Source organism: Streptomyces sp. NPDC002573, from assembly GCF_042889625.1.
Classification (GTDB): Bacteria; Actinomycetota; Actinomycetes; order Streptomycetales; family Streptomycetaceae; genus Streptomyces; species Streptomyces gibsoniae.
On sequence record NZ_JBIARC010000006.1, the window covers coordinates 97004 to 123759 of the forward strand.

Annotated in this window: 26 protein-coding genes and 2 pseudogenes; 20 read left to right on the forward strand and 8 right to left on the reverse strand. The window is 71.6% G+C overall.

Annotation, left to right across the window (positions count from 1 at the left end; translation table 11 throughout):
* Window positions 1–56 precede the first annotated feature (56 nt).
* From ACFYX0_RS08370 to ACFYX0_RS08380, 3 genes are read right to left on the reverse strand one after another with little or no spacing between them, the layout of a single operon-like run.
* Complete coding sequence (locus ACFYX0_RS08370; RefSeq protein ID WP_388967902.1) at window positions 57–872, reverse strand: hypothetical protein; 816 nt, start codon at window positions 870–872, stop codon at window positions 57–59.
* Window positions 872–2137: a VWA domain-containing protein gene (locus ACFYX0_RS08375; RefSeq protein ID WP_388967904.1), complete on the reverse strand. Its 1266-nt coding sequence runs from the start codon at window positions 2135–2137 to the stop codon at window positions 872–874. Before ACFYX0_RS08375 ends, ACFYX0_RS08370 begins: the two co-directional genes overlap by 1 nt.
* A gap of 43 nt (window positions 2138–2180) precedes the next feature.
* Window positions 2181–3755, reverse strand: a complete 1575-nt coding sequence (locus ACFYX0_RS08380) for an IucA/IucC family protein (protein ID WP_388967907.1) — start codon at window positions 3753–3755, stop codon at window positions 2181–2183.
* Between the two features lie 46 nt (window positions 3756–3801).
* Here ACFYX0_RS08380 and ACFYX0_RS08385 point away from each other — a divergent pair, with 46 nt between their 5' ends.
* On the forward strand, window positions 3802–5286 hold the full coding sequence (locus ACFYX0_RS08385) for an IucA/IucC family protein (RefSeq protein ID WP_388968217.1): 1485 nt from the start codon (window positions 3802–3804) through the stop codon (window positions 5284–5286).
* Window positions 5287–5347: 61 nt separating this feature from the next.
* On the opposite strand, the gene ACFYX0_RS08390 is transcribed toward ACFYX0_RS08385, so the two are convergent.
* The gene (locus ACFYX0_RS08390; RefSeq protein WP_388967909.1) at window positions 5348–5821 is read right to left on the reverse strand and encodes a MarR family transcriptional regulator; all 474 of its coding nucleotides are present in this window, start codon (window positions 5819–5821) and stop codon (window positions 5348–5350) included.
* 119 nt (window positions 5822–5940) lie between these two features.
* Between ACFYX0_RS08390 and ACFYX0_RS08395 the strand changes: the two genes are divergently transcribed.
* The 4 genes from ACFYX0_RS08395 (at window position 5941) to ACFYX0_RS08410 (ending at window position 8297) form a co-directional block, all read left to right on the forward strand.
* Window positions 5941–6315 carry an HGxxPAAW family protein gene (locus tag ACFYX0_RS08395; RefSeq protein ID WP_388967911.1) on the forward strand — a complete coding sequence of 125 codons (375 nt, stop codon included), beginning with the start codon at window positions 5941–5943 and terminating at the stop codon, window positions 6313–6315.
* Window positions 6316–6517: 202 nt separating this feature from the next.
* The gene (locus ACFYX0_RS08400; RefSeq protein WP_355913511.1) at window positions 6518–6859 is read left to right on the forward strand and encodes a hypothetical protein; all 342 of its coding nucleotides are present in this window, start codon (window positions 6518–6520) and stop codon (window positions 6857–6859) included.
* Between the two features lie 227 nt (window positions 6860–7086).
* A complete protein-coding gene (locus ACFYX0_RS08405) occupies window positions 7087–8001 on the forward strand; it encodes a HipA family kinase (RefSeq protein ID WP_355913508.1) in 915 nt (304 codons plus the stop codon).
* On the forward strand, window positions 7998–8297 hold the full coding sequence (locus ACFYX0_RS08410; protein WP_355913505.1) for an Rdx family protein: 300 nt from the start codon (window positions 7998–8000) through the stop codon (window positions 8295–8297). Before ACFYX0_RS08405 ends, ACFYX0_RS08410 begins: the two co-directional genes overlap by 4 nt.
* A 28-nt stretch (window positions 8298–8325) precedes the next feature.
* On the opposite strand, the gene aceB is transcribed toward ACFYX0_RS08410, so the two are convergent.
* Window positions 8326–9945: a malate synthase A gene (gene aceB, locus ACFYX0_RS08415; RefSeq protein WP_388967914.1), complete on the reverse strand. Its 1620-nt coding sequence runs from the start codon at window positions 9943–9945 to the stop codon at window positions 8326–8328.
* A 229-nt stretch (window positions 9946–10174) separates the two neighbouring features.
* On the reverse strand, window positions 10175–10783 hold the full coding sequence (locus tag ACFYX0_RS08420) for an NTP transferase domain-containing protein (RefSeq protein WP_388967916.1): 609 nt from the start codon (window positions 10781–10783) through the stop codon (window positions 10175–10177).
* Window positions 10784–10969: 186 nt separating this feature from the next.
* Between ACFYX0_RS08420 and ACFYX0_RS08425 the strand changes: the two genes are divergently transcribed.
* A complete protein-coding gene (locus tag ACFYX0_RS08425; RefSeq protein WP_388967919.1) occupies window positions 10970–11284 on the forward strand; it encodes a DUF5955 family protein in 315 nt (104 codons plus the stop codon).
* Window positions 11285–11353: 69 nt separating this feature from the next.
* On the opposite strand, the gene ACFYX0_RS08430 is transcribed toward ACFYX0_RS08425, so the two are convergent.
* On the reverse strand, window positions 11354–12148 hold the full coding sequence (locus ACFYX0_RS08430; protein WP_388967922.1) for an IclR family transcriptional regulator: 795 nt from the start codon (window positions 12146–12148) through the stop codon (window positions 11354–11356).
* 272 nt (window positions 12149–12420) lie between these two features.
* Between ACFYX0_RS08430 and allB the strand changes: the two genes are divergently transcribed.
* The 8 genes and pseudogenes from allB to ACFYX0_RS08470 all read left to right on the forward strand — a co-directional run bounded on the left by allB (window position 12421) and on the right by ACFYX0_RS08470 (window position 19804).
* The gene (gene allB, locus ACFYX0_RS08435; RefSeq protein WP_388967925.1) at window positions 12421–13761 is read left to right on the forward strand and encodes an allantoinase AllB; all 1341 of its coding nucleotides are present in this window, start codon (window positions 12421–12423) and stop codon (window positions 13759–13761) included.
* 45 nt (window positions 13762–13806) lie between these two features.
* On the forward strand, window positions 13807–14964 hold the full coding sequence (gene alc, locus ACFYX0_RS08440) for an allantoicase (protein ID WP_388967928.1): 1158 nt from the start codon (window positions 13807–13809) through the stop codon (window positions 14962–14964).
* A gap of 179 nt (window positions 14965–15143) precedes the next feature.
* Window positions 15144–15962 (forward strand): AIM24 family protein, encoded by an 819-nt coding sequence (locus ACFYX0_RS08445; protein WP_388967930.1) that lies wholly within the window; start codon window positions 15144–15146, stop codon window positions 15960–15962.
* A gap of 228 nt (window positions 15963–16190) precedes the next feature.
* Window positions 16191–16586, forward strand: a complete 396-nt coding sequence (locus ACFYX0_RS08450; RefSeq protein WP_355913481.1) for a ribonuclease domain-containing protein — start codon at window positions 16191–16193, stop codon at window positions 16584–16586.
* Window positions 16587–16846: 260 nt separating this feature from the next.
* A complete protein-coding gene (locus tag ACFYX0_RS08455) occupies window positions 16847–17071 on the forward strand; it encodes a DUF397 domain-containing protein (protein ID WP_388967933.1) in 225 nt (74 codons plus the stop codon).
* Between the two features lie 327 nt (window positions 17072–17398).
* Window positions 17399–18232 (forward strand): annotated as a pseudogene (locus ACFYX0_RS08460) (sensor histidine kinase); the annotation flags it as partial.
* 91 nt (window positions 18233–18323) lie between these two features.
* Window positions 18324–18588 (forward strand): annotated as a pseudogene (locus ACFYX0_RS08465) (response regulator transcription factor); the annotation flags it as partial.
* 43 nt (window positions 18589–18631) lie between these two features.
* Window positions 18632–19804, forward strand: a complete 1173-nt coding sequence (locus ACFYX0_RS08470) for a cytochrome P450 (protein WP_388967936.1) — start codon at window positions 18632–18634, stop codon at window positions 19802–19804.
* 32 nt (window positions 19805–19836) lie between these two features.
* Here the strand turns inward: ACFYX0_RS08470 and ACFYX0_RS08475 are convergent, their stop codons facing one another.
* Window positions 19837–20847 (reverse strand): Gfo/Idh/MocA family oxidoreductase, encoded by a 1011-nt coding sequence (locus tag ACFYX0_RS08475; RefSeq protein ID WP_388967938.1) that lies wholly within the window; start codon window positions 20845–20847, stop codon window positions 19837–19839.
* 116 nt (window positions 20848–20963) lie between these two features.
* Between ACFYX0_RS08475 and ACFYX0_RS08480 the strand changes: the two genes are divergently transcribed.
* The 6 genes from ACFYX0_RS08480 to ACFYX0_RS08505 all read left to right on the forward strand — a co-directional run bounded on the left by ACFYX0_RS08480 (window position 20964) and on the right by ACFYX0_RS08505 (window position 26705).
* Complete coding sequence (locus ACFYX0_RS08480; protein WP_388968220.1) at window positions 20964–21713, forward strand: GntR family transcriptional regulator; 750 nt, start codon at window positions 20964–20966, stop codon at window positions 21711–21713.
* A 153-nt stretch (window positions 21714–21866) separates the two neighbouring features.
* Window positions 21867–22871 carry a sugar ABC transporter substrate-binding protein gene (locus ACFYX0_RS08485; RefSeq protein WP_311693332.1) on the forward strand — a complete coding sequence of 335 codons (1005 nt, stop codon included), beginning with the start codon at window positions 21867–21869 and terminating at the stop codon, window positions 22869–22871.
* Window positions 22868–23932 carry an ABC transporter permease gene (locus ACFYX0_RS08490; RefSeq protein WP_388967941.1) on the forward strand — a complete coding sequence of 355 codons (1065 nt, stop codon included), beginning with the start codon at window positions 22868–22870 and terminating at the stop codon, window positions 23930–23932. Before ACFYX0_RS08485 ends, ACFYX0_RS08490 begins: the two co-directional genes overlap by 4 nt.
* Before the next feature lie 20 nt (window positions 23933–23952).
* Window positions 23953–24765: an ATP-binding cassette domain-containing protein gene (locus tag ACFYX0_RS08495; RefSeq protein ID WP_388968223.1), complete on the forward strand. Its 813-nt coding sequence runs from the start codon at window positions 23953–23955 to the stop codon at window positions 24763–24765.
* Between the two features lie 210 nt (window positions 24766–24975).
* A complete protein-coding gene (locus ACFYX0_RS08500) occupies window positions 24976–26121 on the forward strand; it encodes an ROK family glucokinase (protein ID WP_388967944.1) in 1146 nt (381 codons plus the stop codon).
* Window positions 26118–26705, forward strand: a complete 588-nt coding sequence (locus ACFYX0_RS08505; RefSeq protein ID WP_388967946.1) for a sugar kinase — start codon at window positions 26118–26120, stop codon at window positions 26703–26705. Before ACFYX0_RS08500 ends, ACFYX0_RS08505 begins: the two co-directional genes overlap by 4 nt.
* Window positions 26706–26756 lie beyond the last annotated feature (51 nt).

The window sequence follows — 26756 nt, forward strand, 5'->3', positions numbered from 1 at the left end:
AGGCCCGCCGCGTCCCTCGGACACGGCGGGCCCCGCCACTCATGGACGACCAGGCGTCAGGCGCCCGGTGGTACCCGGTACGGCCGTCCCGAACTGCGCGTCAGCGCGTAGCCGCCGATGCCCGCGAGCGCCGCGAGCACAGCGCCGATCCCCGTCCACACCCAGCGGTCGGACCACCAGCCGGAGGTGTCCGGCTTGAGCGAGGAGAGAGTGGGCGCGTCCGTCGCGGAGCCGGAACCGGAGTCGGAGTCGGAATCCGCGGACTTCTGTGCGATGCCCGGCACCAGCGGCTCGGCCAGCGAACCGTCCACCGCCGCCGCGCCGCCCATGTCCTTGGAGTCGACCTGGATCTGGGTGTTCACCGGCACCCCGAGGTCGGCCCCGCCGAGCCCCACGGCGGTCAGACGGACGTAGTACGTGCCCGGCAGCGGGTCGTCGGACCAGGCGTCCGACCAAGCACGGACCGTGCGCAGCGTGCACGCGAGGTCGACGGAGGCCGCCCCCTGGGTCGCGGTGCGCGTCTGCGCCCCGTACTGGCACGCCTGGCGGCGCCGCAGCCCGTCGTACACGTCCAGCTGCCAGGTCTGCGTCCCGTTCCGGGACGACGAGGGCAGCTTCACCGTCGCCTTCACGGTGGGCCGCTGCCCGGCCTCCGCGGGGAACTGCCAGTACAGGTAGTCACCCGCGGAGGCGCTCGCCGTGGCCTGCTGCCCCTGCTGGATCTCCGTCGCCGTACGGAACGACGTGCCCGCCGAGGTGGGCGCGGCACTGTCGTCCGACGGGCTCGCCGAGGGCGAGGCGTCGGCGAGGGCGGGGGCGGCGGCGACACCCAGCAGCAGGGCGGTCGCGCTCAACGCTCTTGCGAACAACATCAGTTGGTCCTCCAGATCGCGACCCGCCAGCGCGACAGCCAGCCCCACAGCACACCCGCGAGGAAGCCGATCAGAACGAGGGCGCCGAGCAGCCACCAGCCGCGCCCGAGGCCGAAGGAGGCCACGTCGCTCGCCCGGTCGGGCCCGTGGACGACATCGACCGTCAGCTCCAGCGGAAGGCCGGGCGTGGTCTTCACACCCGCCACCGGGGAGAAGGAGTTGGCGACCTGGAGGCACACCGTCTCGGCGGGCGCGTTCTCGTCGTCGCTCTCCGCCTTCGGATAGCGCAGGCCCGTCGACATCACGTCCGTACGGCCCGTGCCGGTCGCCTCACCGCGTACGATCTCCCGGCCGTGCAGGGTGATCGCCCGCAGCGTCACGCCGTAGTCGGGGTTCACCTGCCGGTCGTCGGAGACGCTCACCGAGGCGCGCAGCTCCTGACCAGGCTTCACGTCCACCCGGTAGAAGCGGTGCTGCCCGAACTCCTCGCGGTCCGTGTACAGACCCGACTTCAGCGTGGGTGCCGTCGTGCACTGCTCGGTGCCGTCCACGGCGACCGGAGTGACCACCTTGTCCGCCGTCCGGTCCACCAGCTGGTTGACCTTGCCGGACAGGTCGGTCTTGTGCTCCACCGAGGTGTAGGTCCCGCCGGTGGCCTCGGCGATGCAGCTCAGCTGCTTGCTCAGCTTGGTGTCCGGGACGAGCCCCAGCGTGTCGATGGTCAGCCCGACCCCCTTGGCCGCGATCTCCCGGGCCACCTCGCACGGGTCGAGCGGGGCGCAGGTGTCCTCGCCGTCGGTGATGAGGACGATCCGGCGGGTGCCGTTGCCCCCTTCGAGGTCGTCCGCCGCCTTCAGCAGGGCCGGGCCGATCGGCGTCCACCCGGTGGGCTGCAGCGTCGCCACGGCCGTCTTGGCGTCGGTCCGGTTCAGCGGCCCCACCGGGTACAGCTGTGCGGTGTCCTTGCAGCCCGTCTTGCGGTCGTTGCCGGGGTAGTTGGCGCCCAGCGTCCGTATGCCGAGCTGCACCCCCTCCGGCGTCGCGTCGAGGACCTCGTTGAAGGCCTGCTTCGCCGCCGCCATCCGCGAGTCGCCGTCGATGTCCCGCGCCCGCATCGAGCCGCTGACGTCGAGGACGAGATCGACCTTGGGCGCGGCCTGGGCTGTCGTCTCGTCGGCGACGGCGCCGGCCGGGACGGCGATCCCGGCCGCCAGGGCGGCGAGCAGGGCGCAGACTCCCGCCGCCAGCCGTTGTCTTGTGATCATCGGCGGATCTTATTGATCAATGGGTGCGCGCTTCAAAACGATCTTATTGATCCCAGGGGTCGAGCATGCGAACGAGCGGGTTGGGCAGCTGCGTCCACAGATCCCCGCCACGCCCCGGCGACAGCCTCATCAGCGTCAACGCCTTCGCGGGCAGCGGCTCCCCGCGGAGCGCCGCGAGATCGGATGTGGCCGGAAGTTCCCGTACGACGGCCTCCAGTGCCGCCCCCAGCGCGGGTGCCGAACCCGCCGTGGCCGCCAGCGAGCCCCCGACGAGCGCGCCGAACAGCTTGCGGCGCAGGGCCGTCTCGTCGTCGGTGACCATCCGGTCGGCCACCTCCGGGGCCTTGATGCCGTGCCGGGCCAGCCGGGCCGGGCTCACCCGGATGTCCGCGAGATCCCGGTAGACGAGCCGCAGTGGCTCGTTCGCGGGCCCGAGCACCACCAGCAGGTTCTGGCCGTGCGCCTCCAGGGCCACGCCCAGATCGAGCAGGAGCAGCCCCACGGTGAGCGCGAGACGGGTGTAGGCGGCGAGCCAGGCCGGGGACGCCGCGAGTCCGGTGGCGGGCAGGGCGGCCACCGGGACCACCCGTTCGCCCGCCGCCGGGTCCGCGCAGGTCTCGGGCGACTCGCGCACCATCGCGGCGAGATCGGGCGAGTGGGCGCTGAACGCCCCCAGGGTGCGGGGGACGCGCAGCAGTCCTTCGGTGCGCGCGGCGACCGACTCCGCGAACTCGGAGACGACGAGCGCGGTCTCGACGGACGCGACCGAGATGTCCCGTACGGACGAGGTCAGTCGGGCGCTGACCGCGGTCTTCACATGCGGGCCGGCATCGGACAGGGCCAGCGTGCGCAGGGACATCAGCGGATGCGCGACCGGACCGTCGTGCGCCGCCCCGCCGAGCACATGCGCCGTTTGCCAGGGATGCACCGGCACCAGCGGGCGCCCCCCGTCCCACAGCCAGGCCGGCCACTCGCCCCGCAGCACGCCGTCGTCCGCGGGGACCAGACCGAGGCGTACCAGCGGCCGGTGCTCGGGCCCGTAGGCGAGCTGCTCGGCGACCGAGAAGCCGGGTCGTGAGCGGCAGCTGGGGTGGTACGGGTGCCCGTCCACCACCCGCTGCTCCCACGCCCAACCGGTCACCGGTTCGGGCGCGCCGTCCGGCTGGTCGGCGCGCGACAGGGCCAGCGAGGCCGTGCTGTCGTCGAGCTCGGCGGCGAACGCGGCACCGCCCGGCACACCGAGCGCCGTGACCAGCTCCGTCGCCCGGTCGTAGCCACGACCGTCCAGCAGCACCTCGGTGACGTAGGCGGTGGTCGCGTACGGGTCGGCGGGCGGCCCGTGCAGTCGGCGGCCGTCCGTCAGACGGAGGACCAGCCCCTCGCGCGTCGGCTCACGGCGGACCGTCCACGGCAGCGGCTCATGCACCAGTGCCCGCCACAGGCGCGACAGGACCGCGGCCCGGGCGCCGGGGAGGGCGGCCGCGTACGCCGCCGACAGATCGGGCCGTACGCCCTCCAGCTCGCGGGCGATCCGGATCTCGGCGGAGAGGGAAGAGGACACGTTCGAACTCCTCGGGGGACGGGCGGCGCATTCGTCGTGCCGGACCATGACAGACATACTGATCGTCAGTGCACCGTACGGAACGAATGGACGCGTGGACCGCATGCACCCCAGGGACCGGGTCCCCGAGCCCGCCGACGCCTACGCGGCGGCGCCGCTGCTCAACTGTCTGCTCCGGGAAGCCGCGGACCCCGCCGGCGAGCAGGGCGTCCACCGGCTGCGGGCGGGCGGACGGCTGCTGCGCGTGCGCGGCGCCCGTCGCCCCCGCGACCCCGAGCTGCACACCGACGGTACCTGGCATCCGCTCACCCACGCCGAGCTGGTCAAACTCGCCGCCGAGGAGCTGCGCCGGGCCACCGGTCTGTCCAATCCCGAACTGCCCGGGGAGATGCTCGACAGCCGGGACGCGGTGGCCGCGATCCTCGCCGCACGCGCCCGTACGACCCCGTCGCCCGACCCTTATGTGCGCTCCGAGCAGTCCTTGATCACCGGGCACCCTCACCACCCCGCGCCCAAGGCGCGCGGCGGAGGACCGGTTGCGAGCTGGCTGCCGTACGCGCCGGAGGCGCACGCCCGCTTCCCGCTCACCCTTCTGGGGGTGCGCGAGGACATCGTCGTCGAGGAGGGCGACACGACGGCGCTCGACGCGCTGGGCACCGCCCCGCCTGGCTACCGGCTGCTGCCCGCGCACCCCTGGCAGCTCGACCTGGTCGGCGGGCGCCCGGAGATCCGCGAGGCGTTCGAGGACGGGCGGCTGCTGCGGCTCGACGGCACCCCCGGGACGGTGTGGCCCACGGCCGCGATCCGCACGGTGTACGCCCCCGGCGGCGACCACTTCCTCAAGTTCAGCCTGGACGTACGGATCACCAACGACATCCGCCGGCTGTGGCGCCACGATCTGCTCAAGCTGCGCCGCACCGACGCGGCGGCGGTGGCCGCGTTCGCCGCGCACCCGGGCCCGGCGGCCTGGCTGAGCGACCGCGGCTACCGCACGGCCGGCTTCGCCTTCGAGGAACTGGCCGTCCTGGTCCGCGACGGTCTGCACCCCCATCTGCTGCCGGATGCCACCCCCTTGCTCGCCGCGGCCCTCGTGGAGGAGGGCTTCGACGGCAGCCCGCTGGCCCGGCTCACCGACCCGGCGCCCTGGTGGACGGCGTATCTGCGCCAGGTCGTGCCCCCGGCCCTGGAGGCGTTCGAGCGCCATGGGGTCGTCCTGGAGGCGCATCTGCAGAACACGCTGATCGCGGTGGACGCCGCGGGTCTGCCCGTACAGGCGCTGTTCCGGGACGCGGAAGGCGTCAAGCTCCTCACGGACGTGTCCCGGAAGGCGGGCTGGGAGCGGCTGGTGTACTGCCTCGTCGTCAACAACCTCACCGAGGTGGCCGCGCTGCTGTCGGAGCGCCACCCCGGCTGGAACCCGTGGCCCGCGGCCCGCGCGGAACTGGCCCGCCACCCCGTCCCCGAGATCCCCGCCCTGCTGGCCTCGCCCACCCTCCCCGGCAAGACGAACCTGCTGCTGCGCTGGACGGGCGCGGACGGCGCGGACGCGCGCTATCTGCCCCTGCCGAATCCGCTGGCCTGCCGCTGACCCCGGGTCGCCGCCCGGCGGTCAGCCGACCGGTGCGGACGGACGGCGGTTCGGCGGCGGTTCAGGTCTCGCACGAGTCCGTCAGGTAGGTGCGGGCCAGTGCGGCGGCGCGCAGGAACCAGTCGGTGATGACGGCGGTCTCGTCCGGCGTGTACTGGGAGAACAGCTCCGCGAGGAGCGCGTGGTAGGGGCCGTAGACGGCCTGCACCCGGTCGGCGGCGGCCGGGACGGCGACGACCCGCACCCGGCGCCGGTCGGTGGGGTCGGGCTCCCGGGTGACGAACCCGCCCTGCTCCAGGCGGTTGAGGATGCCGGTCACCGCACCGGTGGTGACATGGGCGCGTGCGGCCAGGTCGCCGGCGGTGACCGCGGAGTCCCCGGCCGCGAGGACATGGGCGAAGCAGATGAGGTCCATGACGCTCAGCCCGAGGTTGCGGGCGAACTCCTGCTGCCCCACGACACTCGTCGCGACGAGGTCGTCCAGTGCGCTGATGGCATCCGAGGCGGAGGTGGCCGGGCGCGACTTGCCCTCCATTACGCTCCCCTTAGTTGCTAAGGTAAATTCCTTACTCGGTAAGGCATCGTAAGCCAGAGCGTCATCGACGGGCCTGTGACGCGTGTGGGCCGGTCGGGTGCGCACGGGGAGGCGAGCACGTGAGCGAACATGGGCACGAGGAAGGCCACACTCTGGCCGGGTGGACGGGCTGCGTCCTCGCCACCGCAGGGGCTTTGCTGATCGGCGCGGGCATCTGCGGCTGGCGTGCGGGGATCTGGCCGGGGCTCGGACTCGTCGTGGTGTCCGTCCTGGCCACGTGGTTCCTGCACCTCGCGGGCTGGGGCAAGCCGCCGGGGCTGCGACCGGTCGACCAGCGTGGCATGCGCGCGCGGGACCTCTCCGCGCGTCGGGGCCATGCGAACTGCCTCGGATGCCGACTGGCCGGACGAGGCGCCGCACCTGCAAGTCAAGTACCCGAGACCGCCGTCGGCGGCTCCCGCGAGCCGGCCCCCGCGACCGACGTGACGTCCTGAGGGCGGATGCGGCGTGCCCTGACCGGTGAGTCGTCACGACAACTCCGCCAGCTCTTGACGTAGTTCAAACGTCTGCTCCTGGTATGTGGCTGCCTTCCCACTAAGATCGCTTCGTGCCCTTGACCAAGGCATGGCAAGAATCGACTGCCCCTACGGGGGGTGAGGAGTGTGCGTCATCACTATCAAGCGCAGTCTCTCGGTCGTGGCTGTTGCCACGTTGGCCGTCGCCCTCGGTGCCGGATCGGCCGACGCGACCGGGTACGTGGCGGTGAAGAACCCGTACCTCAAGAGCGGAAAGATCTACGCCGAGGCCACCCTGCAGGGCCCCAACCCGGTGGACACCAAGATGTGTGTTTCGCTGCTTCAGACGCACCCGGCCACGCCGGACATCCCCGTCGCGGGGAAGTGCTCCAAGCTGAGCGCCGGAACCGTCAAGGTGTCGATCAACAACTTCTGCGGGAGGTACACCACCCATGTCGAGGTGTCTCGGGGTGGCAGGACTCTCGTCTACAAGGATTCCGCGTCCGTGATCATCTGTAACTGATCGTCGGGTCGGCATCTGCTGAACTGCCCCCTTCGCCTTGGGCGAAGGGGGCAGTTCAGCAGAGTGACACGAAGGACGTCGGCGCGACGGCTCGCGCACTTCTCGTCGGCTGTCACGCTCGGTTACTATGCTCACTTCGTGCAAGGGGCCGGAAATGTGGGGCACACCGCCACTGTTTCAGGGTGCTCCGTGAGACGTGAGGCAGAAGAGCCGTGGAGCCTGGGAAAATGCTGAGGGAGGTCACCGCCACCCGCTACATCACGCCCCTGCGCTCCGGCGGCTCCGTACCCGGGATCGTCGAGGCCGACGACCTCGGGACCTACGTCGTCAAGTTCACCGGCTCCGCTCAGGGTGTGAAGGCGCTGGTCGCCGAGGTGATCGTGGGGGAGTTGGGCCGCCGGCTCGGGCTGCGCGTCCCTGAACTGGTGTTCACCCATTTCGACCCCGCGATCGCCGCACACGAACCCCACCAGGAGGTGCGCGACCTGCTGAACGCGAGCCCCGGTCTCAATCTGGGTATGGACTATCTGCCGGGCGCCCGGGACTTCACCCCCGAGGTCGCTCAGGCCTGCACGGTCGATCCGGTGGAGGCGGGCCGGATCATCTGGCTCGACGCCCTGACCGTCAACGTCGACCGCACGGTCCACAGCTCCAACCTCATGGTCTGGCCCACCTTCGGCACGGCACCCCCGCGGCTGTGGCTGATCGACCACGGTGCCGCCCTCGTCTTCCACCACCGCTGGGACGCCTCCGCGCCGGAGAAGGCGTACGACTTCCGGCACCACGCCCTCGGCCACTTCACCCCGGACATGCCGGCCGCGGAGGCCGACCTCGCGCCCCGGGTGACCGAGGAACTGCTGCGCGAGATCACCGAGGAGGTCCCGGACGCGTGGCTGAGCGGCGAGCCGGGCTTCGCCACGCCCGCCGAGGTCCGCAGGGCCTACGTGGACTATCTCTGCGCGCGGGTGAAGGCCTCCGAGTCCTGGCTGCCCACCGACTTCCCCACCCGGGAGGAACTCGCCGCCGAGGAGGCCCAGCGCGCGGCACGGACCCAGCAGGGCCGGCCGGCCTGGCTCAAGCGGGTCCCCGACCTGCACGGCAAACCGGCGGCGGAACAGGATTGGTCGGTGCACCTGGGATGACGGACACCCCCACGGACGGCGAGTACCGCGTCCAGATCGAGTACTGCACCCAGTGCCGCTGGCTGCCCCGCGCGGCCTGGCTGGCACAGGAGCTGCTGACGACGTTCGAGACCGAGCTGACGGAACTCGCGCTCAAGCCGGGCAGGGGCGGGGTCTTCGTCGTACGGGTCAACGACGAGGTCGTCTGGGACCGCCGTGAGCAGGGCTTCCCCGAGCCCACGGCGGTCAAGCGCCTCGTACGCGACCGAGTGGCCCCGGGAAAGCCCCTGGGCCACTCGGAGAAGCCCGCGGAGTGAGCCGGCCGGCGAAGCCCCGGGGAGCGGGTCAGCCGGCGAGCTGCTCGTACGCCGGCAGGGTGAGGAACTCCGCGTAGTCCTCGTCCAGCGCCACCTTCAGCAGCAGGTCGTGGGCCTGCTGCCAGTGACCGGCCGCGAAGGCCTCCGCGCCGATCTCGGCCCGGATGTGCGCGAGTTCCTCGGCGGCTACCTTGCGGGCCAGGTCGGCGGTCGCCTTCTCGCCGTTCTCGAACTCGACGCCCGCGTTGATCCACTGCCAGATCTGGGAGCGGGAGATCTCCGCGGTCGCCGCGTCCTCCATCAGGTTGAAGATGGCGACCGCGCCGAGGCCGCGCAGCCAGGCCTCGATGTAGCGGATGCCGACCTGGACGGCGTTGACCAGGCCCGGGTACGTCGGCTTGGCGTCCAGGGAGTCGACGGCGATCAGGTCGGCCGCCTTGACGTCGACGTCCGCACGCAACCGGTCCTTCTGGTTGGGCCGGTCGCCGAGGACCCGGTCGAAGGACGCCATGGCGATCGGCACCAGGTCGGGGTGGGCGACCCAGGAGCCGTCGAAGCCGTCGTCCGCCTCACGGTCCTTGTCCGCCTTGACCTTCTCGAAGGCGACCCGGTTGACCTCCTCGTCGCGCCGGGACGGGATGAACGCCGCCATGCCGCCGATCGCGTGCGCGCCGCGCTTGTGGCAGGTGCGGACGAGGAGTTCGGTGTACGCGCGCATGAACGGCGCCGTCATCGTGACCGCGTTGCGGTCCGGCAGCACGAACCTCGCCCCGCCGTCACGGAAGTTCTTGACGATGGAGAAGAGGTAGTCCCAGCGGCCCGCGTTCAACCCGGAGGCGTGGTCGCGGAGTTCGTAGAGGATCTCGTCCATCTCGTAGGCCGCCGTGATCGTCTCGATCAGGACGGTGGCGCGGATGGTGCCCTGCGGGATGCCGAGGTGGTCCTGGGCGAAGACGAAGACGTCGTTCCAGAGGCGGGCCTCCAGGTGCGACTCCGTCTTCGGCAGATAGAAGTAGGGGCCCTTGCCGAGGTCGAGCAGGCGCCGGGCGTTGTGGAAGAAGTACAGGCCGAAGTCGACGAAGGCGCCCGGCACCTGCTCCCCGTCGACCAGCAGATGACGGTCGTTCAGATGCCAGCCGCGCGGCCGCATGACGACCGTGGCCAGGTCGGCGTCGGGGCGCAGGGCGTACGACTTGCCCGTCGCCGGGTCGGTGAAGTCGATGGCCCGGGTGTAGGCGTCGATCAGGTTGAGCTGGCCGAGGACCACGTTCTCCCAGGTGGGCGCGGAGGCGTCCTCGAAGTCCGCGAGCCAGACCTTCGCCCCCGAGTTGAGGGCGTTGATGGTCATCTTGCGGTCGGTGGGTCCGGTGATCTCGACCCGGCGGTCGTTCAGGGCCTCGGGTGCGGGGGCCACCCGCCAGGTGTCGTCCGCGCGGATCGCGGCGGTCTCCGGGAGGAAGCCGAGGGTCGAGGTACGCGCGATCTCGGCGCGGCGTTCGGTCCGGCGGGCGAGCAGCTCGTCACGCCGGGGCGTGAACCGGCGGTGCAGCTCGGCCACGAAGGCGAGGGCCGGTTCGGTGAGGACCTCGTCCTGCCGCGGCAGGGGCTCGGCGTCGATGACGACCGGCGACGGCGCTGGTGCGGACATGAGCTGTCACTTCCTTCGGCGAGCTGACGAGGAGCCGCGGCACGGGGTGCGCACCGGGTGCCAGGGAATCCGGATGCGGCTGACCACGCCCGTGAGCAGTCGGGTGCTTCTGATCAGTGGATACTAGTTTCCTCATGGTGGAAGCTCAATGATCTGTTGATGTCGAGATTCTCCGCTTCGAGGCAAGGTGGCTCTCCGTGCCACCGGGTGCCCCGAGGCGGACCGCCGGTCACTCCAGGTGCACCAAGTCGTCCTCGGTGTCGATGTCGTACGGCCGCGCCACGTCCCCGCACTCGACGAGCCGGATGGCGTCCTCGTGCTCCTTCAGATAGGCGCGGGCTCCCCGGTCCCCGGTGGCGGACGCCGCGATCCCGGCCCAGTGCGCGGTCCCGAGGAGCACCGGATGCCCCCGGACGCCCCCGTACACGGCCGAGGCCAGCGAGGTCCCGTCCTCGTACGCGGCGAGGACGCGCGCCGCCGCCTCCGGTCCGATGCCGGGCTGGTCGACGAGCGAGACCAGGGCGGCCCGCGCGCCCGTACCGGCGAGCGAGCCGAGTCCGGCGCGCAGCGAGGAACCCATGCCCTGCGCCCAGTCCGGGTTGTCCACCGGCACGCAGCCGGACAGATCCGCGCGCTCGCGTACCTCCTCGGCCGCCGCCCCCAGGACCACATGCACGCGACCGCACCCGGCCGCCCTCAGCACCCCCACCGCGTACTCCACCAGCGGACGCCCCCGGTGCACGAGCAGCGCCTTCGGACGCCCGCCCAGCCGCCGTCCGCCACCCGCGGCGAGGAGCAGCCCGGCGACCTCGTCCCGGCCGTCTTCACTTCGCGTCATACGTCCTGCATACCTGACCCCGCGACGGCCGTGTGGCGCCCCGGGACTGAATTTCGGTCCGCGTGGTGGCGCCCGGCGCACCCCGTGGCGTTTACTGACCCGCGTCCCCGGGCGCCGGGCCGACGCCCCGGGGTGACGGGCGCCGGTGCACCGCCGTGCGCACGACGCGGTGTGAGGGGGGAAGCTGTGTTACGGAGCTTGGGGCAGAAACCGGTGACCGGCAGCGACGAGGATCCGAGGGTGGCGGAACTGCGGATCGCGGTGTCCCGGCTGCGCCGTGAACTCGCCACTCTCCCGGCCGAGTTCCCCGACCGGGGCATCGCCGAGGACGAACTCGCCGTCCTCGCCGCGATGGCCGCGGGCGGCGTTCCGGAGATCCCCCGTCTGCGCCGCTCCCTGCTGCTGATCGCCGGCGCGATCGGCTCGGTCAGCGCCCTCACCAGAGGGCTCGCGGAGGTCCGTGACGCGGTGGAGGAGTTCGGTGAGCCGCGACGCGGCTGACCGGCGCGGCGGCCTGTCGCGAGGCGAGGGGTGGACGACCGGCGGCCGGCCGAGCGGCCGGTCCGGTGGTCAGTTCCCCGTGCCGGCCAGGGCCTCGGACAGTTCCCTCGCCACCTGCTGGAGCACCGGCACGATCCGCTCCGTCGCGGCGTCGGTGACCCGGCCCGCCGGGCCGGAGATGGAGATCGCCGCGGCCGTCGGGGCGTCGGGCACGGACACCGCGAGGCACCGGACCCCTATCTCCTGCTCGTTGTCGTCGACCGCGTACCCGGCCCGGCGCACCTCCTCCAGGGCGGCGAGGAAGGCATCCGGCGTCGTGATGGTCTTCTCCGTCGCGGCGGGCATACCGGTGCGGGCCAGCAGGGCGCGCACCTCGTCGTCCGGCGTGGTGGCGAGCAGCGCCTTGCCCACACCCGTGGAGTGCGGCAGCACCCGGCGGCCCACCTCGGTGAACATCCGCATCGAGTGCTTGGACGGCACCTGCGCCACGTACACGATCTCGTCGCCGTCGAGCAGCGCCATGTTCGCGGTCTCGCCGGTCTCCTCCACCAGTCGTGCGAGATACGGGCGCGCCCAGGTGCCGAGCAGCCGGGACGCCGACTCGCCGAGCCGGATCAGCCGGGGGCCGAGCGCATAGCGGCGGTTGGGCTGCTGACGTACGTAACCGCAGGCCACCAGCGTGCGCATCAGACGGTGAATCGTCGGCAGCGGCAGCCCGCTGCTCACGGACAGTTCGCTGAGGCCGACCTCGCCGCCCGCGTCCGCCATCCGCTCCAGCAGGTCGAAGGCGCGCTCGAGGGACTGCACCCCGCCCGTGGCGGACTTGGCGGGGGCGTCGCTGGCGCTGGACGTCGACGTCGGCACGGCGCGTTCCTTTCGGGACTGGCGGGAAGGGCAGCAGCCTACCCGGCAGGCGGTTGACTCCCGGCTGGTACGGAGCGATGGTCTGCGCACTGGAAGCCTACTTCCGCCTTGCAGAAAGGCTCGGGAGGCGTGCGCCGGGGCGCCGGACGGCGGTCCCACCCTTGACGGCGCCAGAAGCGGGGTGAAGACTCCTTCAACAGAACGTTGAATTCCGTGGGGCGGGCGCCCATCCCGCTCCCGGAGGCGGCGACGGCGCGGAGAGAGGGGCCCGGGTGTCCGACGCTGAACTGGTGCTGCGGTCGAGGCGCGTCATCACGCCCGAGGGGACGCGCGCCGCGTCCGTCGCGGTCGCCGGGGGCACGATCACGGCCGTCCTGCCCCACGACGCCCAGGTGCCGGCCGGAGCGCGGCTGGAGGACTTCGGCGACGACGTCCTGCTGCCCGGCCTCGTCGACACCCACGTCCACGTCAACGACCCGGGCCGCACCGAGTGGGAGGGCTTCTGGACGGCCACTCGCGCGGCGGCGGCCGGCGGCATCACCACCCTCGTCGACATGCCGCTCAACTCCCTGCCGCCGACCACGACGGTCGGCCATCTGCGTACCAAGCAGCGGGCCGCGGCCGACAAGGCCCATGTCGACGTCGGCTTCTGGGGCGGGGCGCTGCCCGACAACGTCAAGGACCTGCGGCCGCTGCACGACGCGGGCGTCTTCGGCTTCAAGGCGTTCCTGTCCCCCTCGGGCGTGGACGAGTTCCCGCACCTCGACCGGGAGCAGCTCGCCCGCTCCCTGGCCGAGATCTCGGGCTTCGGCGGCCTCCTCGTCGTGCACGCCGAGGATCCGCACCGCCTCGCCGCCGCCCCGCAGCAGGGCGGCCCCAGGTACGCCGACTTCCTCGCCTCCCGGCCGAGGGACGCCGAGGACACCGCCGTCGCCGAGCTGATCGCCCAGGCCGGGCGGCTCGACGCACGGGTGCACGTACTGCATCTGTCCTCCGGTGACGCGCTGCCCCTGATCGCCGCCGCGCGGGCGGAGGGCGTACGGATCACGGTGGAGACCTGCCCGCACTATCTGACCCTGACGGCCGAGGAAGTCCCGGACGGGGCGAGCGAGTTCAAGTGCTGCCCGCCCATCCGCGAGTCCGCCAACCAGGACCTGCTGTGGCAGGCGCTCGCCGACGGCACGATCGACTGTGTGGTCACCGACCACTCCCCGTCGACCGCCGACCTGAAGACGGGCGACTTCGCCACGGCGTGGGGCGGCATAGCGGGCCTGCAACTGAGCCTCTCCGCCGTGTGGACCGAGGCACGCCGGCGCGGCCACGGCCTGGAGGACGTGGTCCGCTGGATGTCCGCGCACACGGCGCGTCTTGTGGGGCTCGGTTCCCGCAAGGGCGCCGTCGCGGCGGGCCACGACGCGGACTTCGCGGTCTTCGCCCCCGACGAGACGTTCACCGTCGACCCCGCCGCCCTCCAGCACCGCAACCGCGTCACCGCGTACGCCGGCCGGACCCTGTCCGGGGTGGTCAGGTCCACCTGGCTGCGCGGCGAACGCATCGTGGCGGACGGCGAGTTCACCGAGCCGAAGGGCAGGCTGCTCACCCGGGACCACTGACGTGACCTCGCACCGGCCGAACCCCGAAAGGACGATCTGATCACCGTGACGGCGCAGCATCCCACCGGTCCGGCCCGCTTCACCGGCGACGCACACCCCTACGCCGGCGGCGACCCGTACGCGGACTACCGCACCGCCGACTTCCCCTTCATCCACCACGTCGACCTCGCCGACCGCCGCCTCGGCGCGGCGGTCGTCGCCGCCAACGACGAGTTCTTCGCCCCGCGCGAGAACCTGCTGGTGCCGGGGCGCGCCGAGTTCGACCCCGAGCACTTCGGGCACAAGGGCAAGGTCATGGACGGCTGGGAGACCAGGCGCCGCCGCGGCGCCTCGGCCGGGCACCCGTGGCCCACCGCGGACGATCACGACTGGGCACTGGTCCGGCTGGGCGCGCCGGGTGTCGTACGCGGCATCGTCGTCGACACCGCGCACTTCCGGGGCAACTACCCGCAGGCGGTGTCCATCGAGGGAACCGCGGTGCCGGGCACCCCCTCGCCGGAGGACCTCCTCGCCGACGACGTGAAGTGGACGACACTCGTCCCGCGCACACCGGTCGGCGGCCACGCGGCCAACGGCTTCGTCGTGGCGGCGGAGCAGCTGGTCACACATCTGCGCGTCAACCAGCACCCCGACGGGGGCATCGCGCGGCTGCGGGTGTACGGAGACGTGGTGCCCGACCCCGAGTGGCTGCGGGCGCTGGGCACCTTCGACGTCGTCGCCCTGGAGCACGGCGGCCGGGTCGAGGACGCCTCCGACCTCTTCTACTCGCCCGCCACCAACACCATCCGGCCGGGCCGCTCCCGCACGATGGACGAAGGCTGGGAGACACGGCGCCGCCGCGACCGGGACCATGACTGGATCCGCTACCGGCTGGCGGCCGAGGCGCGGATCCGGGCGATCGAGATCGACACCGCGTATCTGAAGGGGAACGCGGCGGGTTGGGCATCGGTGTCGGTCAGTGGCGGCGGGGCCGCGGGGGACGCGGGGAGCGCCGAGGACGCCGAGTGGCGCGAGATCCTGCCGCGCACCCGCCTCCAGCCCGACAGCAACCACCGCTTCGTGCTTCCGGCGGAGGCCGTCGGCACCCACGCGCGCGTGGACATCCATCCGGACGGCGGCATCTCCCGGCTGCGCCTGTACGGCTCCCTGACCGAGGAGGGCGCGGCGGCCCTGAGGGCGCGACACCAGGAACTGGGCGGCTGACCGGCGGACGCCGCCCGGCGCCGCTGAACGGGGGAGGCCGCCCGCCACCGCTGAACGGGGGAGGCCGCCCGCCACCGCTGAACGGGATCGAGGGACCCGGACGAACGGATTCGCCAGGCCCGGGCGTACGGGTTCGCGGGGCCCGGAACCAATCGGACCGGCTCCCGCGTTCTCCCCTCGTGACTCTTCAGCAAGAAATCGTCGGCAACGCCATGCAGATGGCGGTCGTCAACCTGAGCCCCGGCCAGACCGTGTACTGCGAGGCGGGCAAGTTCCTCTTCAAGACGACGAACGTGACGATGGAGACCCGCCTCTCCGGCCCGTCGAACAGCGGTGGCCAGCCTCAGGGCGCGGGCCAGAGCGGCGGCATGGGCGGTTTCCTGCGCCAGGCGATGGGCACCGCCATGCAGGTCGGGCAGCGCGCGCTCGCGGGTGAGTCGCTGGCCTTCCAGTACTTCTCGGCCCAGGGCGGCGAGGGCACGGTCGGCTTCGCGGGCGTGCTCCCCGGTGAGATGCGCGCGCTGGAGCTCGACGGCAGGCGCGCATGGTTCGCCGAGAAGGACGCCTTCGTGGCCGCCGAGTCGACCGTCGACTTCGGCATCGCCTTCCAGGGCGGCCGCACCGGCATGAGCGGCGGCGAGGGCTTCATCCTGGAGAAGTTCACCGGGTACGGCACGGTGATCATCGCCGGCGCCGGTAACTTCATCGACCTCAACCCCGCGGACTTCGGCGGCCGCATCGAGGTCGACACGGGCTGTGTCGTCGCCTTCGAGGAGGGCATTCAGTACGGCGTCCAGCGAGTCGGCGGCCTCAACCGCCAGGGGATCATGAACATGGTCTTCGGCGGCGAGGGCCTGTCCCTGGCCACCCTGGAGGGCAACGGCCGCGTCATCCTGCAGTCCCTCACCATCGAGAGCCTCGCCAACGCCCTGAAGAAGGCTCAGGGCGGCGACAAACAGGGGCCGACGGGCGGACTGTTCTCCACGAACGTGGGCTGACGGGAGGACCGCGAACAGCACCGCCGCGTTCGGCGTACCGTCCACTGCGAGCGGCCGGTACGCCACGACCGCATCCGCTTGCGAGGGCCTGGGGACAAGTGCCTTGGGAGGACCCGGGGACAGTGCCGAGGGCCGCAGGTTAACGTCCCGAGAACTCATGAGACGCCACGGGAAACATTGTTGAGTTGTCATTGACATGCCATGCTCTACGCGCGTCATCATGACTCCATGAGATTCCCCCCACGCGCAACCCGGATAGGCGCCGCAGCCGCCGTCCTGACTGCCCTCCTCATGGGTGGCACCGTCTCCGCCACCACCGCGGACGCCGCCGCCACCTCCGTCGGCAGCATCTGCTATAGCCGTCTGCCGTCCCAGGCCCACGACACTCTCGACCTCATCGACAGTGACGGGCCCTTCCCCTACCCGCAGGACGGCATCGTCTTCCAGAACCGCGAGGGCGTCCTGCCCGAGCAGTCAAGCGGTTACTACCACGAGTACACGGTCAAGACCCCCGGCTCCTCGACGCGCGGCGCACGACGCATCGTCACGGGTCAGGAGTACGAGGAGGACTACTACACCTCCGACCACTACGCCACGTTCAACCTGATCAACTTCGGCTGCTGACCACGCGGTGCGCCCGCGTCCGAGGGGAGTTGTCTCACCCTCGGCGCGGGCGCTCCCGTCTTCGCCGTCAGATGTCCCGGCGTCCCCAACGCCCGCTCGGGCAACCTGACTTGACCCCTCTGCTGTCATCGTCCCGGCGTCCGTGATCCACGCCCGCCGGTCGACGCGGCCAGTGCACGATTGCCGCCGGTTTGCGAGGTTGGTCCGACCGGGTGAGGGTGGATAGGGAACGTACAACCGAGCGTCGAACGGAGCTTCTGATGCGTGCGAAGAAGGCTGCACTGTACGCGCTCGACCTGACGGATGCACGCTGGGTCAAGAGCAGCAAGAGCACCACCGGACCTTACTGCGTCGAGGTGGCGGACCTTGGTGGCGGAGCCGTCGCGATCCGTGACTCCAACAACGTCGACCTGCCGGCTCTGCGGTTCACCGCGGAGGAGTGGGCGGCGTTCCGAGAGGGCGTGCGCGAGGGCGAGTTCGGCTAGAACATCCCGCACAGTACGTACGTCCAGCGTCACAGCAGTACCCAAGCCGGGCCCGGCTTCTCCTGTGCAGATTCAGCTGTAGCTGTCGTCCAAGCCCGAAGCGCTTGACCGGTCGACGGCTTCCACTTCCCCCACCCTTGATGCCTCCAGATCGTGCTGTCGGTCACGAGTCGACCCCGCCCGGCGGGACACGCCGGGCGGGGTCGACGTCTGTCCGTCGAAAGTGCCGCCCTCACGGGTGGGCCGCGTCGAAAGTATCCGGTGGTGCGACTTCGGTCGCCGATCACGCTCTCGGGGGAGGTGTCCGCGTCGTACGCCGCTTAGATTGGCGCCCAGCTCGCGCTCGTCCCCCTGTTCTTCTGGCTGCGACCCGACCCGGACCTGCCCTATCTCGCCGCCGTCATCCTCACCGCGCTGGTCACGGTCGCGGTCGTCGGCTGGGGCATGTTCGTACGGTCCAAGCGACAGTTGATGCTGAGCCTGCGGGATCGCGCGCGGCGGGCCGAGACCGAGGCGGCCCTACGGGCCGAGCAGGCCCAGCGGCTGGCCCGGGAGGCGATCGCGCGCGAGATGCACGACGTCCTGGCGCACCGTCTGACACTGCTCAGCGTGCACGCGGGCGCCCTGGAGTTCCGTCCCGACGCGCCCCGGGAGGAGGTCGCGCGGGCGGCCGGGGTGATCCGGGAGAGCGCGCACGAGGCGTTGCAGGACCTCAGGGAGATCATCGGTGTGCTGCGGGCCGGGGACTCCGACGACGCGGGCCGTCCCCAGCCGACGCTGGCCGCGCTCGACGCCCTGGTCGCCGAGTCCCGGGAGGCCGGGATGGAGGTCGTCCTCGACCACCGGGTCACGGACCCCGCCGCCGTGCCGGCCTCCGTGGGCCGCACCGCGTCCCGCATCGCCCAGGAGGGTCTGACCAACGCGCGCAAGCACGCCCCCGGGACCGAGGTCACGGTGACGATCGCGGGCGCGCCCGGCGACGGCCTCACCGTGACCGTGCGCAATCCGGCCCCGCCCGGTGAGGTCCCGCGTGTCCCCGGCTCCGGCCAGGGCCTGATCGGTCTGACCGAACGCGCGACCCTCGCCGGCGGCACCCTCGACCACGGCACCACCGGGGAGGGCGGCTTCCGGGTCAGGGCCCGGCTGCCGTGGCCGGCCTGAGGGCTCCGCACGAGACATGGGTCCCCGGTCGGTTCACATCAGCCGCAGGGTGTGCCACACCTCGTCGACCCCGGCCCCATTGCGGTCGGCGCACGCCGTGGGCGCCGGGACCGGCAGCCGACGGGCGGGCGCCCGCGAGCGGCTCGCGTCCCTGGGCGAGCGGGTGCGGTGCGCGAGGTCGCCGTCGCCGTCGGCCGGGGCGCCTCCAACGCCGAGATCGCCGCGGAGCTGTTCATGAGCGTCGCCGGGGTCAAGACGCATGTGTCCCGGATCCTGGCCAAACTCGAGGTCAACAACCGGTGCAGATAGCCCTGTTGACGCACGACGCGGGACTTCTGGACGAGGGCGGGCACTGAACGGGTGCCTCGCTCGTTGCACAGGTGACGGAGGGGGAGGACCATGATCGATCTGGGGGAGTACGGCGCGCGGTTCACACAGAGCCCGCACGAGGTCTACGCCGAGCTGCGCGAGCGCGGCCCGGTGCACTGGGTGCGCACGCCGCCGCCCGACCAGGGGGAGGCGTGGCTGATCGTCGGGTACGAGGAGGCGCGCGCCGCCCTCGCCGATCCCAGATTCTCCAAGGACGCCACGAAGAACGGGCGGTTCAACCTGGCGGAGGACGTGATGGGCCGGCAGATGCTGGTCGTCGACCCGCCGGAGCACACCCGGCTGCGCTCCCTCGTCGCCCGCTCGTTCACCATGCGCCGTGTGGAGGCGCTGCGCCCGCGCGTCCAGCACCTCACCGACGAGCTGATCGAGGAGATGCTGCCCAAGGGGCGGGCCGACCTGGTGGAGGCCTTCGCCTATCCGCTCCCCATCACGGTCATCTGCGAACTGCTCGGCGTCCCGGACATCGACCGGGGTGCCTTCCGCGCCCTGTCGAACGAGGTCGTGACCCCGTCCGGCGCGGAGGCCGGATTCGCCGCCATGCGGCAACTGGCCGGATTCCTGGACGAGTTGATAGAGGACAAGCGGTGTACGGCCCCAGCCGACGACCTCCTCGGTGATCTCATCCGCACCCGCGCGGAGGATGGCGACCGGCTCTCGGGCAGCGAACTGCGCGCGATGGCCTTCCTCCTGCTCGTCGCGGGCCACGAGACGACGGTCAACCTGATCACGAACGCCGTGCACACGCTGCTCGCCCACCCGGAGCAACTCGCCGCGCTGCGCGCCGACATGACGCTGCTGGACGGCGTCGTCGAGGAGGTGCTGCGCCTGGAGGGACCGGTGGAGTCGGCGACGTTCCGCTATGCGTCGGAGCCGCTGGAGATCGCCGGGACCGCCATCGCCGAGGGCGACCCGGTGATCGTCGGGCTCGGCTCGGCCGGCCGGGACGGATCCCGCTTTCCCGACCCTCACCGCTTCGACGTCCACCGCGCCCCGCAGGGCCATCTGGCGTTCGGGCACGGCATGCACTTCTGTCTGGGGGCACCCCTGGCCCGGCTGGAGGCGCGCACGGCCCTGCGCACCCTGCTGGAGCGCTGCCCGGACCTGGCCCTCGACGGTCCGCCCGGCCCGCGGCTGCCGGGCATGCTGATACGGGGAGTGCGCAGCCTTCCGGTGCGCTGGTAGCGGACGTGGAGCGGACCGAGTCAGGGGGCGGATCAGCGGCGCAGGCCCGCGATCTCGCCCAGGTGCACCGGGCGGCGCTCCCGGCGGGACAGCTCGCAGGCCTCGGCGATCCGCAGCGCCTGGAGGGCCTCGTGTCCGTCGCACGGGTTGGCGCGCTCACCCCGCACCACCTCGACGAAGGCGGCGACCTCGGCCTGGTAGGCGGGCGCGAAACGCTCCAGGAAACCGGTCCACGGCTTGTCCGCCGGCGGCGGCCCGGCCGGTTCCGTCGAGGTGATCGGCGTACGGTCGTCCAGGCCCACCGCGATCGTGTCCAGCTCGCCGGCGAGCTCCATCCGTACGTCGTAGCCGGCGCCGTTGGTGCGGGTCGCGGTCGCCGTGGCCAGCGTGCCGTCATCCAGGGTGAGCACCACCGCCGCCGTGTCGACGTCGTGCGCCTCCCGGTACATCGCCCCGCCGGCGTCCGACCCGGTCGCGTACACCTCGACGACCTCCCGGCCGGTGACCCAGCGCAGGATGTCGAAGTCGTGGATGAGGCAGTCGCGGTAGATGCCGCCGGAGACGGGCAGATACGCGGCCGGCGGCGGCGCCTGGTCGGCCGTGAGCGCGCGGACCGTGTGCAGCCGTCCGAGCCGCCCGGAACGCACGGTCTCCCGCGCGGTCGCGTAGCCCGTGTCGAAGCGGCGCTGGAAACCCATCTGCAGCACGGTCCCCGCGGCGTCGACCTCGGCGAGCGCGGTCAGTGTGCCCGCCAGGTCCACCGCGATAGGCTTCTCGCAGAACACCGGGAGCCCGGAGCGCGCCGCCCGGCCGATCAGCTCGGCGTGGGCCGCGGTCGCCGCCGTGATGACCACGGCGTCCACGCCCCAGGTGAAGATCTCGTCCGCACCGGGTGCGGCCGTCTCGCCCAGCCGGTCTGCGAGCGCATGGGCCCGGACCGTGTCCACGTCGGTGATGATGAGCGACCCCACCTCACGGTGACGGCTGAGCGTGGCCGCGTGGAAGCTGCCGATCCGACCTGCTCCGATGAGTCCGATGCGCATGGGAACAACCTGGAGGCGTACCCCCCACCCTGTCAATGCTTTGTCCGGACAACCGGACTACACAACTTCCCGTCAACAGGTCCCGGAGCTACGCTCGCTCCGTGCCGAAACCAGATGTGGATCCGACCGTCTCCCTCAAGCTCGGCGTCGACCGGAACAGCCCCGTACCGCTCTACTTCCAGCTGTCCCAGCAGCTGGAGGCCGCGATCGAGCACGGGGAGCTGACGCCGGGCAGTCTGCTGGGCAACGAGATCGAGCTGGCCGGGCGCCTCGGTCTGTCGAGGCCCACCGTCCGCCAGGCCATCCAGTCCCTGGTCGACAAGGGCCTGCTGGTGCGCCGCCGCGGCGTCGGCACCCAGGTCGTGCACAGCCAGGTCAAGCGCCCCCTGGAACTCAGCAGCCTCTACGACGACCTGGAGGCGGCCGGGCAGCGCCCCGCGACCCGGGTCCTGGTCAACGCCTTCGCGCCCGCCTCGGCGGAGGTCGCCGCCGCGCTCGGGGTGCCCGAGGGCGTGGAGGTGCACCGCATCGAGCGGCTGCGCCTCGCGCACGGCGAGCCGATGGCGTACCTGTGCAACTTTCTGCCGACCGGCCTGCTGGACCTGGAGACCGAGCACCTCGAGTCGACGGGCCTGTACCGCCTGATGCGTGCCGCGGGCATCACCCTGCACAGTGCCCGGCAGACCGTCGGGGCCCGCGCCGCCACCCCGGTCGAGGGCGAGCGGCTCGGCGAACCCGAAGGTGCCCCGCTGCTCACCATGCAGCGCACGGCGTTCGACGACACGGGTCGCGCTGTGGAGTTCGGCACGCACACATATCGCGCCTCGCGCTACTCGTTCGAGTTCCAACTGCTCGTACGCCCCTGAGTTTTCGGGCCTCTCCCGCCGTTCCCCGCCCCCGGCCGCCCCGGCTCCGAAGCGCCGGCCCGCCGTCCCCGCGTGCCCCCTGACCTGCGGCGTCGATCTGCGGTCGGTGATACTTGGTGGTTCCAAGGAACTACGCAAGAAGGGCACGGGCTCGTGGCACGGTTTCGGACCTGGGCAACCATCGCGCTGGCAGGGGCGCTCGGCCTATCCCTGGCGGGGTGCAGCAGCCACGGCGGGAAGCGTGCCGAGGACGCCCGCAACGCGGCCGCCGCCCAGGGCCGGTCGGCGGTGAGCACCCCCCGCTGGACGTTCGCGATGATCACCCACTCCGGGGACGGCGACACCTTCTGGGACATCGTGCAGAGCGGCGCCGAGCAGGCCGCCGTCAAGGACAACATCAACTTCCTGTACTCGCACGACGCCAACGCCCAGCAGCAGGCCCAGCTCGTGGACGCGGCCGTGGACCAGAAGGTCGACGGCATCATCGTCACGCTGGCCAAGCCCGACGCGATGAAGGCCGCCGTGGCCCGCGCCGAGAAGGCCGGCATCCCGGTGGTCACGGTGAACTCCGGCTCGGAGGAGTCCAAGGCGTTCGGCGCGCTCGCGCACATAGGCCAGGACGAGACGATCGCGGGCGAGGCCGTCGGCGACGAGCTGAACAAGCGCGGCCGCAAGAAGGTCCTGTGCGTGCTGCACGAGCAGGGCAACGTGGGCCACGAGCAGCGCTGCGCGGGTGTGAAGAAGTCGTTCCACGGCACGGTGGAGAACCTCTACGTCAACGGCACCAACATGCCGGACGTGCAGTCCGCCCTGGAGGCGCGCCTCCAGTCGGACAAGTCCGTCGACACCGTCGTCACCCTCGGCGCCCCGTACGCCGACACCGCGGTCAAGGCCAGGTCGGACGCCGGCAGCCGGGCGGAGGTCGACACCTTCGACCTCAACGCCAAGGTGGCGTCCGAGCTGAAGGACGGCACCCTCGGCTTCGCCGTCGACCAGCAGCCCTACCTCCAGGGCTACGAGGCGGTCGACCAGCTCTGGCTCTACAAGTACAACGCCAACGCCCTCGGCGGCGGCCTGCCGGTCCTCACCGGACCGCAGATCATCACCAAGGATCAAGCCGCCGCGCTGGAGCAGTACACGAAGCGGGGTACGCGATGACCGCCGCCGCACCGGCGTCCGCGCCCGAGAGCCCGCGGACGGGCACGGACGAACGCCTGCTCGGGACCTCTCCGCTGAAGCGGCTGCTCGGCCGCCCGGAGCTGGGCTCGGTGGTGGGCGCGCTCGCCGTCTTCCTGTTCTTCTCGATCGTCGCCGACAGCTTCCTGCGGGCGTCCAGCCTCAGCACGGTGCTGTACGCGTCGTCCACGATCGGCATCATGGCCGTCCCGGTGGCGCTGCTGATGATCGGCGGCGAGTTCGATCTGTCGGCGGGCGTCATGGTCACGTCGTCCGCGCTGATGTCGTCGATGTTCAGCTACCAGATGACCGCGAACGTCTGGGTCGGCGTCGGTGTGTCGCTCCTGGTCACGCTCGCGATCGGCGCCTTCAACGGCTTTGTGCTGACCCGCACCGGACTGCCCAGCTTCATCGTCACGCTCGGCACCTTCCTGATGCTGACCGGCATGAACCTCGGCCTCACCAAGCTGATCAGCGGCACCGTGTCCACCAAGTCCATCTCCGACATGGACGGCTTCTCCTCGGCACAGGCCCTCTTCGCCTCCACGTTCACCGTCGGCGGCGTCCAGTTCAAGGTCACCATCCTGTGGTGGCTCGCCCTGGTCGCCCTCGCCTCCTGGATCCTGCTCCGCACCCGCGCCGGTAACTGGATCTTCGCGGTCGGCGGCAACAAGGACGCGGCCCGCGCAGTCGGTGTACCGGTGCGGCGCACCAAGATCGGCCTCTACATGGGTGTCGCCCTCGGCGCCTGGATCTCCGGCCAGCATCTGCTGTTCTCGTACGACGTCGTCCAGTCCGGCGAGGGCGTCGGCAACGAGCTGATCTACATCATCGCGGCCGTCATCGGCGGCTGTCTGATCACCGGCGGCTACGGGTCCGCGATCGGCTCGGCGGTGGGCGCCCTCCTCTTCGGCATGACGAGCAAGGGCATCGTCTTCGCCGAGTGGAACCCCGACTGGTTCAAGTTCTTCCTCGGAGCGATGCTGCTCCTCGCGACCCTGCTCAACATCTGGGTCCGCAAGCGCGCGGAGGCCACGGCATGACCGACGACGTGACCACGGACATGACCGAGGACATGCCCCAGGACGTCACCGGGCGCACCGCGCTCGTCGGCCTGGAGGACGTCAGCAAGCGCTACGGCAACGTCCGCGCCCTCGAAGGCGTCTCCCTGGAGGTGCACGCGGGCGAGATCACCTGCGTCCTCGGCGACAACGGCGCGGGCAAGTCCACCCTCATCAAGATCGTGGCGGGGCTGCACCGGCACGACGGCGGCTCCTTCCGCATCGAGGGCGAGGAGACCCGTCTGGCCTCCCCGCGCGAGGCCCTGGACCGCGGGATCGCCACGGTCTACCAGGACCTCGCCGTGGTCTCGCTGATGCCGGTCTGGCGCAACTTCTTCCTCGGCTCCGAGCCGCGCCGGGGCGTCGGCCCCTTCAAGCGCCTGGACGTCGACTTCATGCGCCGGACGACGCGCGAGCAACTGCTGCGCATGGGCATCGACCTGCGCGACGTCGACCAGCCCATCGGCACCCTGTCCGGCGGTGAGCGCCAGTGCGTGGCGATCGCGCGGGCGGTCTACTTCGGCGCCAAGGTGCTGGTCCTGGACGAGCCGACGGCGGCCCTGGGTGTGAAGCAGTCGGGTGTGGTCCTCAAATATGTGGCTGCCGCACGGGACGAGGGTTTGGGTGTTGTTTTCATCACCCATAACCCGCATCACGCGTATCTGGTGGGCGACCGTTTCGTGCTGCTCAAGCGCGGCACGATGGTGGGCAGCCACACCCGTGAGGGGATCACCCTGGACGAGCTGACCCGGCAGATGGCGGGCGGCGACGAGCTGGACGATCTGCGCCATGAACTGGAACGCGGCCGTCTTTAGAGGCGAGAGGCAGCGGCCTGTGCGGTCCCGCCGGGTGTGCGGCTCCGTGCGGTTCCGCCGGGTGGAGCGGTCCGTGCGGCTTCGCCGGACGAGCGGCACCACGCCCGGCACAGCCGCGGGGATCGCACGGCCCGCGGCCCTCCCGCATGGCACCGGGCGCCGGGACTCCGCGATGCAAGCCCGCCGCGAGGTAAGGCAGAATCGGGCGCGATGAGCACCTACCGCGACCTCACCCACCGCGGCTCCGCCCGGGCCACCGTCCTGCGGACCGTGGGCACACGCGAGCGCCGTTCGCATCTGACGGCCCCGCGTGTCCCGACGGTCGGCATCGACATCGGCGGCACCAAGGTGATGGCGGGCGTCGTCGACGCCGACGGCAACATCCTGGAGAAGCTCCGCACCGAGACGCCCGACAAGTCCAAGAGCCCCAGGGTCGTCGAGGACACCATCGTCGAGCTGGTCCTCGATCTCTCGGACCGGCACGATGTGCACGCCGTCGGCATCGGCGCGGCCGGCTGGGTGGACGCGGACCGCAACCGTGTCCTTTTCGCCCCGCACCTGTCCTGGCGCAACGAGCCCCTGCGCGACCGCCTCGCCGGCCGGCTCGCGGTCCCCGTCCTGGTCGACAACGACGCCAACGCCGCCGCCTGGGCCGAGTGGCGCTTCGGGGCCGGCCGCGGCGAGGACCACCTCGTCATGATCACCCTCGGCACCGGCATCGGCGGCGCCATCCTGGAGGACGGGCAGGTCAAGCGCGGCAAGTTCGGCGTCGCCGGTGAGTTCGGCCATATGCAGGTCGTGCCTGGCGGCCACCGCTGCCCGTGCGGCAACCGCGGCTGCTGGGAGCAGTACAGCTCCGGCAACGCCCTGGTCCGCGAGGCCAAGGAGCTGGCCGCGGCCGACTCCCCGGTGGCGTACGGGATCATCGAGCACGTCAAGGGCAACATCGCCGACATCACCGGCCCGATGATCACCGATCTGGCCCGCGAGGGCGACGCGATGTGCATCGAGCTGCTCCAGGACATCGGCCAGTGGCTCGGGGTGGGCATCGCCAACCTGGCGGCGGCCCTGGACCCGTCCTGTTTCGTGATCGGCGGTGGGGTCAGCGCGGCCGACGACCTGCTCATCGGTCCCGCCCGGGACGCCTTCCGGCGCCATCTGACCGGTCGCGGCTACCGGCCCGAGGCCCGTGTTGCGCGCGCCCAGCTCGGCCCCGAGGCCGGGATGGTCGGCGCCGCGGACCTCGCCCGGCTCGTCGCCCGCCGCTTCCGCCGCGCCAACCGGCGCCGCGTGGAGCGCTACGAACGCTACGAGCGGTACGCGCAGGACCGCCGCACCGCCAAGGGGCCGCTGTGACCGCCACCGTTTCGATACCGCGTCAGTCGTCACCGCCGGACGAGCCCTCGCGGCCCCCGGAGGACGGGTGGCACAAGTTCCGGCGCCGGGCGCTCACCCTGCTGATCATCGGCCTGCTCATCGGCGTCCCCGCCGGCTACCTGGTGATCTCCGCCAACCAGAGCCGCAACAGCGGCAAGGACAAGGAGGCCAAGTACTCGGCGACCGGACTGACCGAGGGCTGGCCCACGCGGGTCCAGCGCCGTCTGTACGACGTCTGGATCCCGTGGGACGCCACGGACGTGACGTCCTACGAGACGAACAACTGGAAGACCAGCCGCCTCTACGTGCAGTTCAGCACGAGCGACGACGGCCTGAACCGCTTCCTGAGCACCTTGAAGGCCACGCCCTCCTCGCTGAAGAAGGACGACCTCGCCATCGGCGAGCGCGACCGGCACGTCGTCGACTGGGCCTTCACGGGACCGGGCCCCTGGTCCGGGCTGACCCATGCGCAGAAGAACCCCGCACCCACCCTCGACGTCGTCGTGAACAGGACCGACCCCCAGCACCCGACGGTGTACGTGGTCTCGCGCACGATCCCCTGACGGCCGCGGCCGGCCCCGGATCGTCCGGGCCCGGCCGCTCGCCGGAGCCGA

Bases quoted from the DNA above. Each gene is read 5' to 3' on its own strand.
- ACFYX0_RS08370 (WP_388967902.1), bottom strand. From the start codon at position 872: ATGTTGTTCGCAAGAGCGTTGAGCGCGACCGCCCTGCTGCTGGGTGTC.
- ACFYX0_RS08375 (WP_388967904.1), bottom strand. From the start codon at position 2,137: ATGATCACAAGACAACGGCTGGCGGCGGGAGTCTGCGCCCTGCTCGCC.
- ACFYX0_RS08380 (WP_388967907.1), bottom strand. From the start codon at position 3,755: ATGTCTGTCATGGTCCGGCACGACGAATGCGCCGCCCGTCCCCCGAGG.
- ACFYX0_RS08385 (WP_388968217.1), top strand. From the start codon at position 3,802: ATGCACCCCAGGGACCGGGTCCCCGAGCCCGCCGACGCCTACGCGGCG.
- ACFYX0_RS08390 (WP_388967909.1), bottom strand. From the start codon at position 5,821: ATGGAGGGCAAGTCGCGCCCGGCCACCTCCGCCTCGGATGCCATCAGC.
- ACFYX0_RS08405 (WP_355913508.1), top strand. From the start codon at position 7,087: ATGCTGAGGGAGGTCACCGCCACCCGCTACATCACGCCCCTGCGCTCC.
- ACFYX0_RS08410 (WP_355913505.1), top strand. From the start codon at position 7,998: ATGACGGACACCCCCACGGACGGCGAGTACCGCGTCCAGATCGAGTAC.
- aceB (WP_388967914.1), bottom strand. From the start codon at position 9,945: ATGTCCGCACCAGCGCCGTCGCCGGTCGTCATCGACGCCGAGCCCCTG.
- ACFYX0_RS08420 (WP_388967916.1), bottom strand. From the start codon at position 10,783: ATGACGCGAAGTGAAGACGGCCGGGACGAGGTCGCCGGGCTGCTCCTC.
- ACFYX0_RS08450 (WP_355913481.1), top strand. From the start codon at position 16,191: ATGAGATTCCCCCCACGCGCAACCCGGATAGGCGCCGCAGCCGCCGTC.
- ACFYX0_RS08455 (WP_388967933.1), top strand. From the start codon at position 16,847: ATGCGTGCGAAGAAGGCTGCACTGTACGCGCTCGACCTGACGGATGCA.
- ACFYX0_RS08470 (WP_388967936.1), top strand. From the start codon at position 18,632: ATGATCGATCTGGGGGAGTACGGCGCGCGGTTCACACAGAGCCCGCAC.
- ACFYX0_RS08475 (WP_388967938.1), bottom strand. From the start codon at position 20,847: ATGCGCATCGGACTCATCGGAGCAGGTCGGATCGGCAGCTTCCACGCG.
- ACFYX0_RS08490 (WP_388967941.1), top strand. From the start codon at position 22,868: ATGACCGCCGCCGCACCGGCGTCCGCGCCCGAGAGCCCGCGGACGGGC.
- ACFYX0_RS08495 (WP_388968223.1), top strand. From the start codon at position 23,953: ATGACCGAGGACATGCCCCAGGACGTCACCGGGCGCACCGCGCTCGTC.
- ACFYX0_RS08500 (WP_388967944.1), top strand. From the start codon at position 24,976: ATGAGCACCTACCGCGACCTCACCCACCGCGGCTCCGCCCGGGCCACC.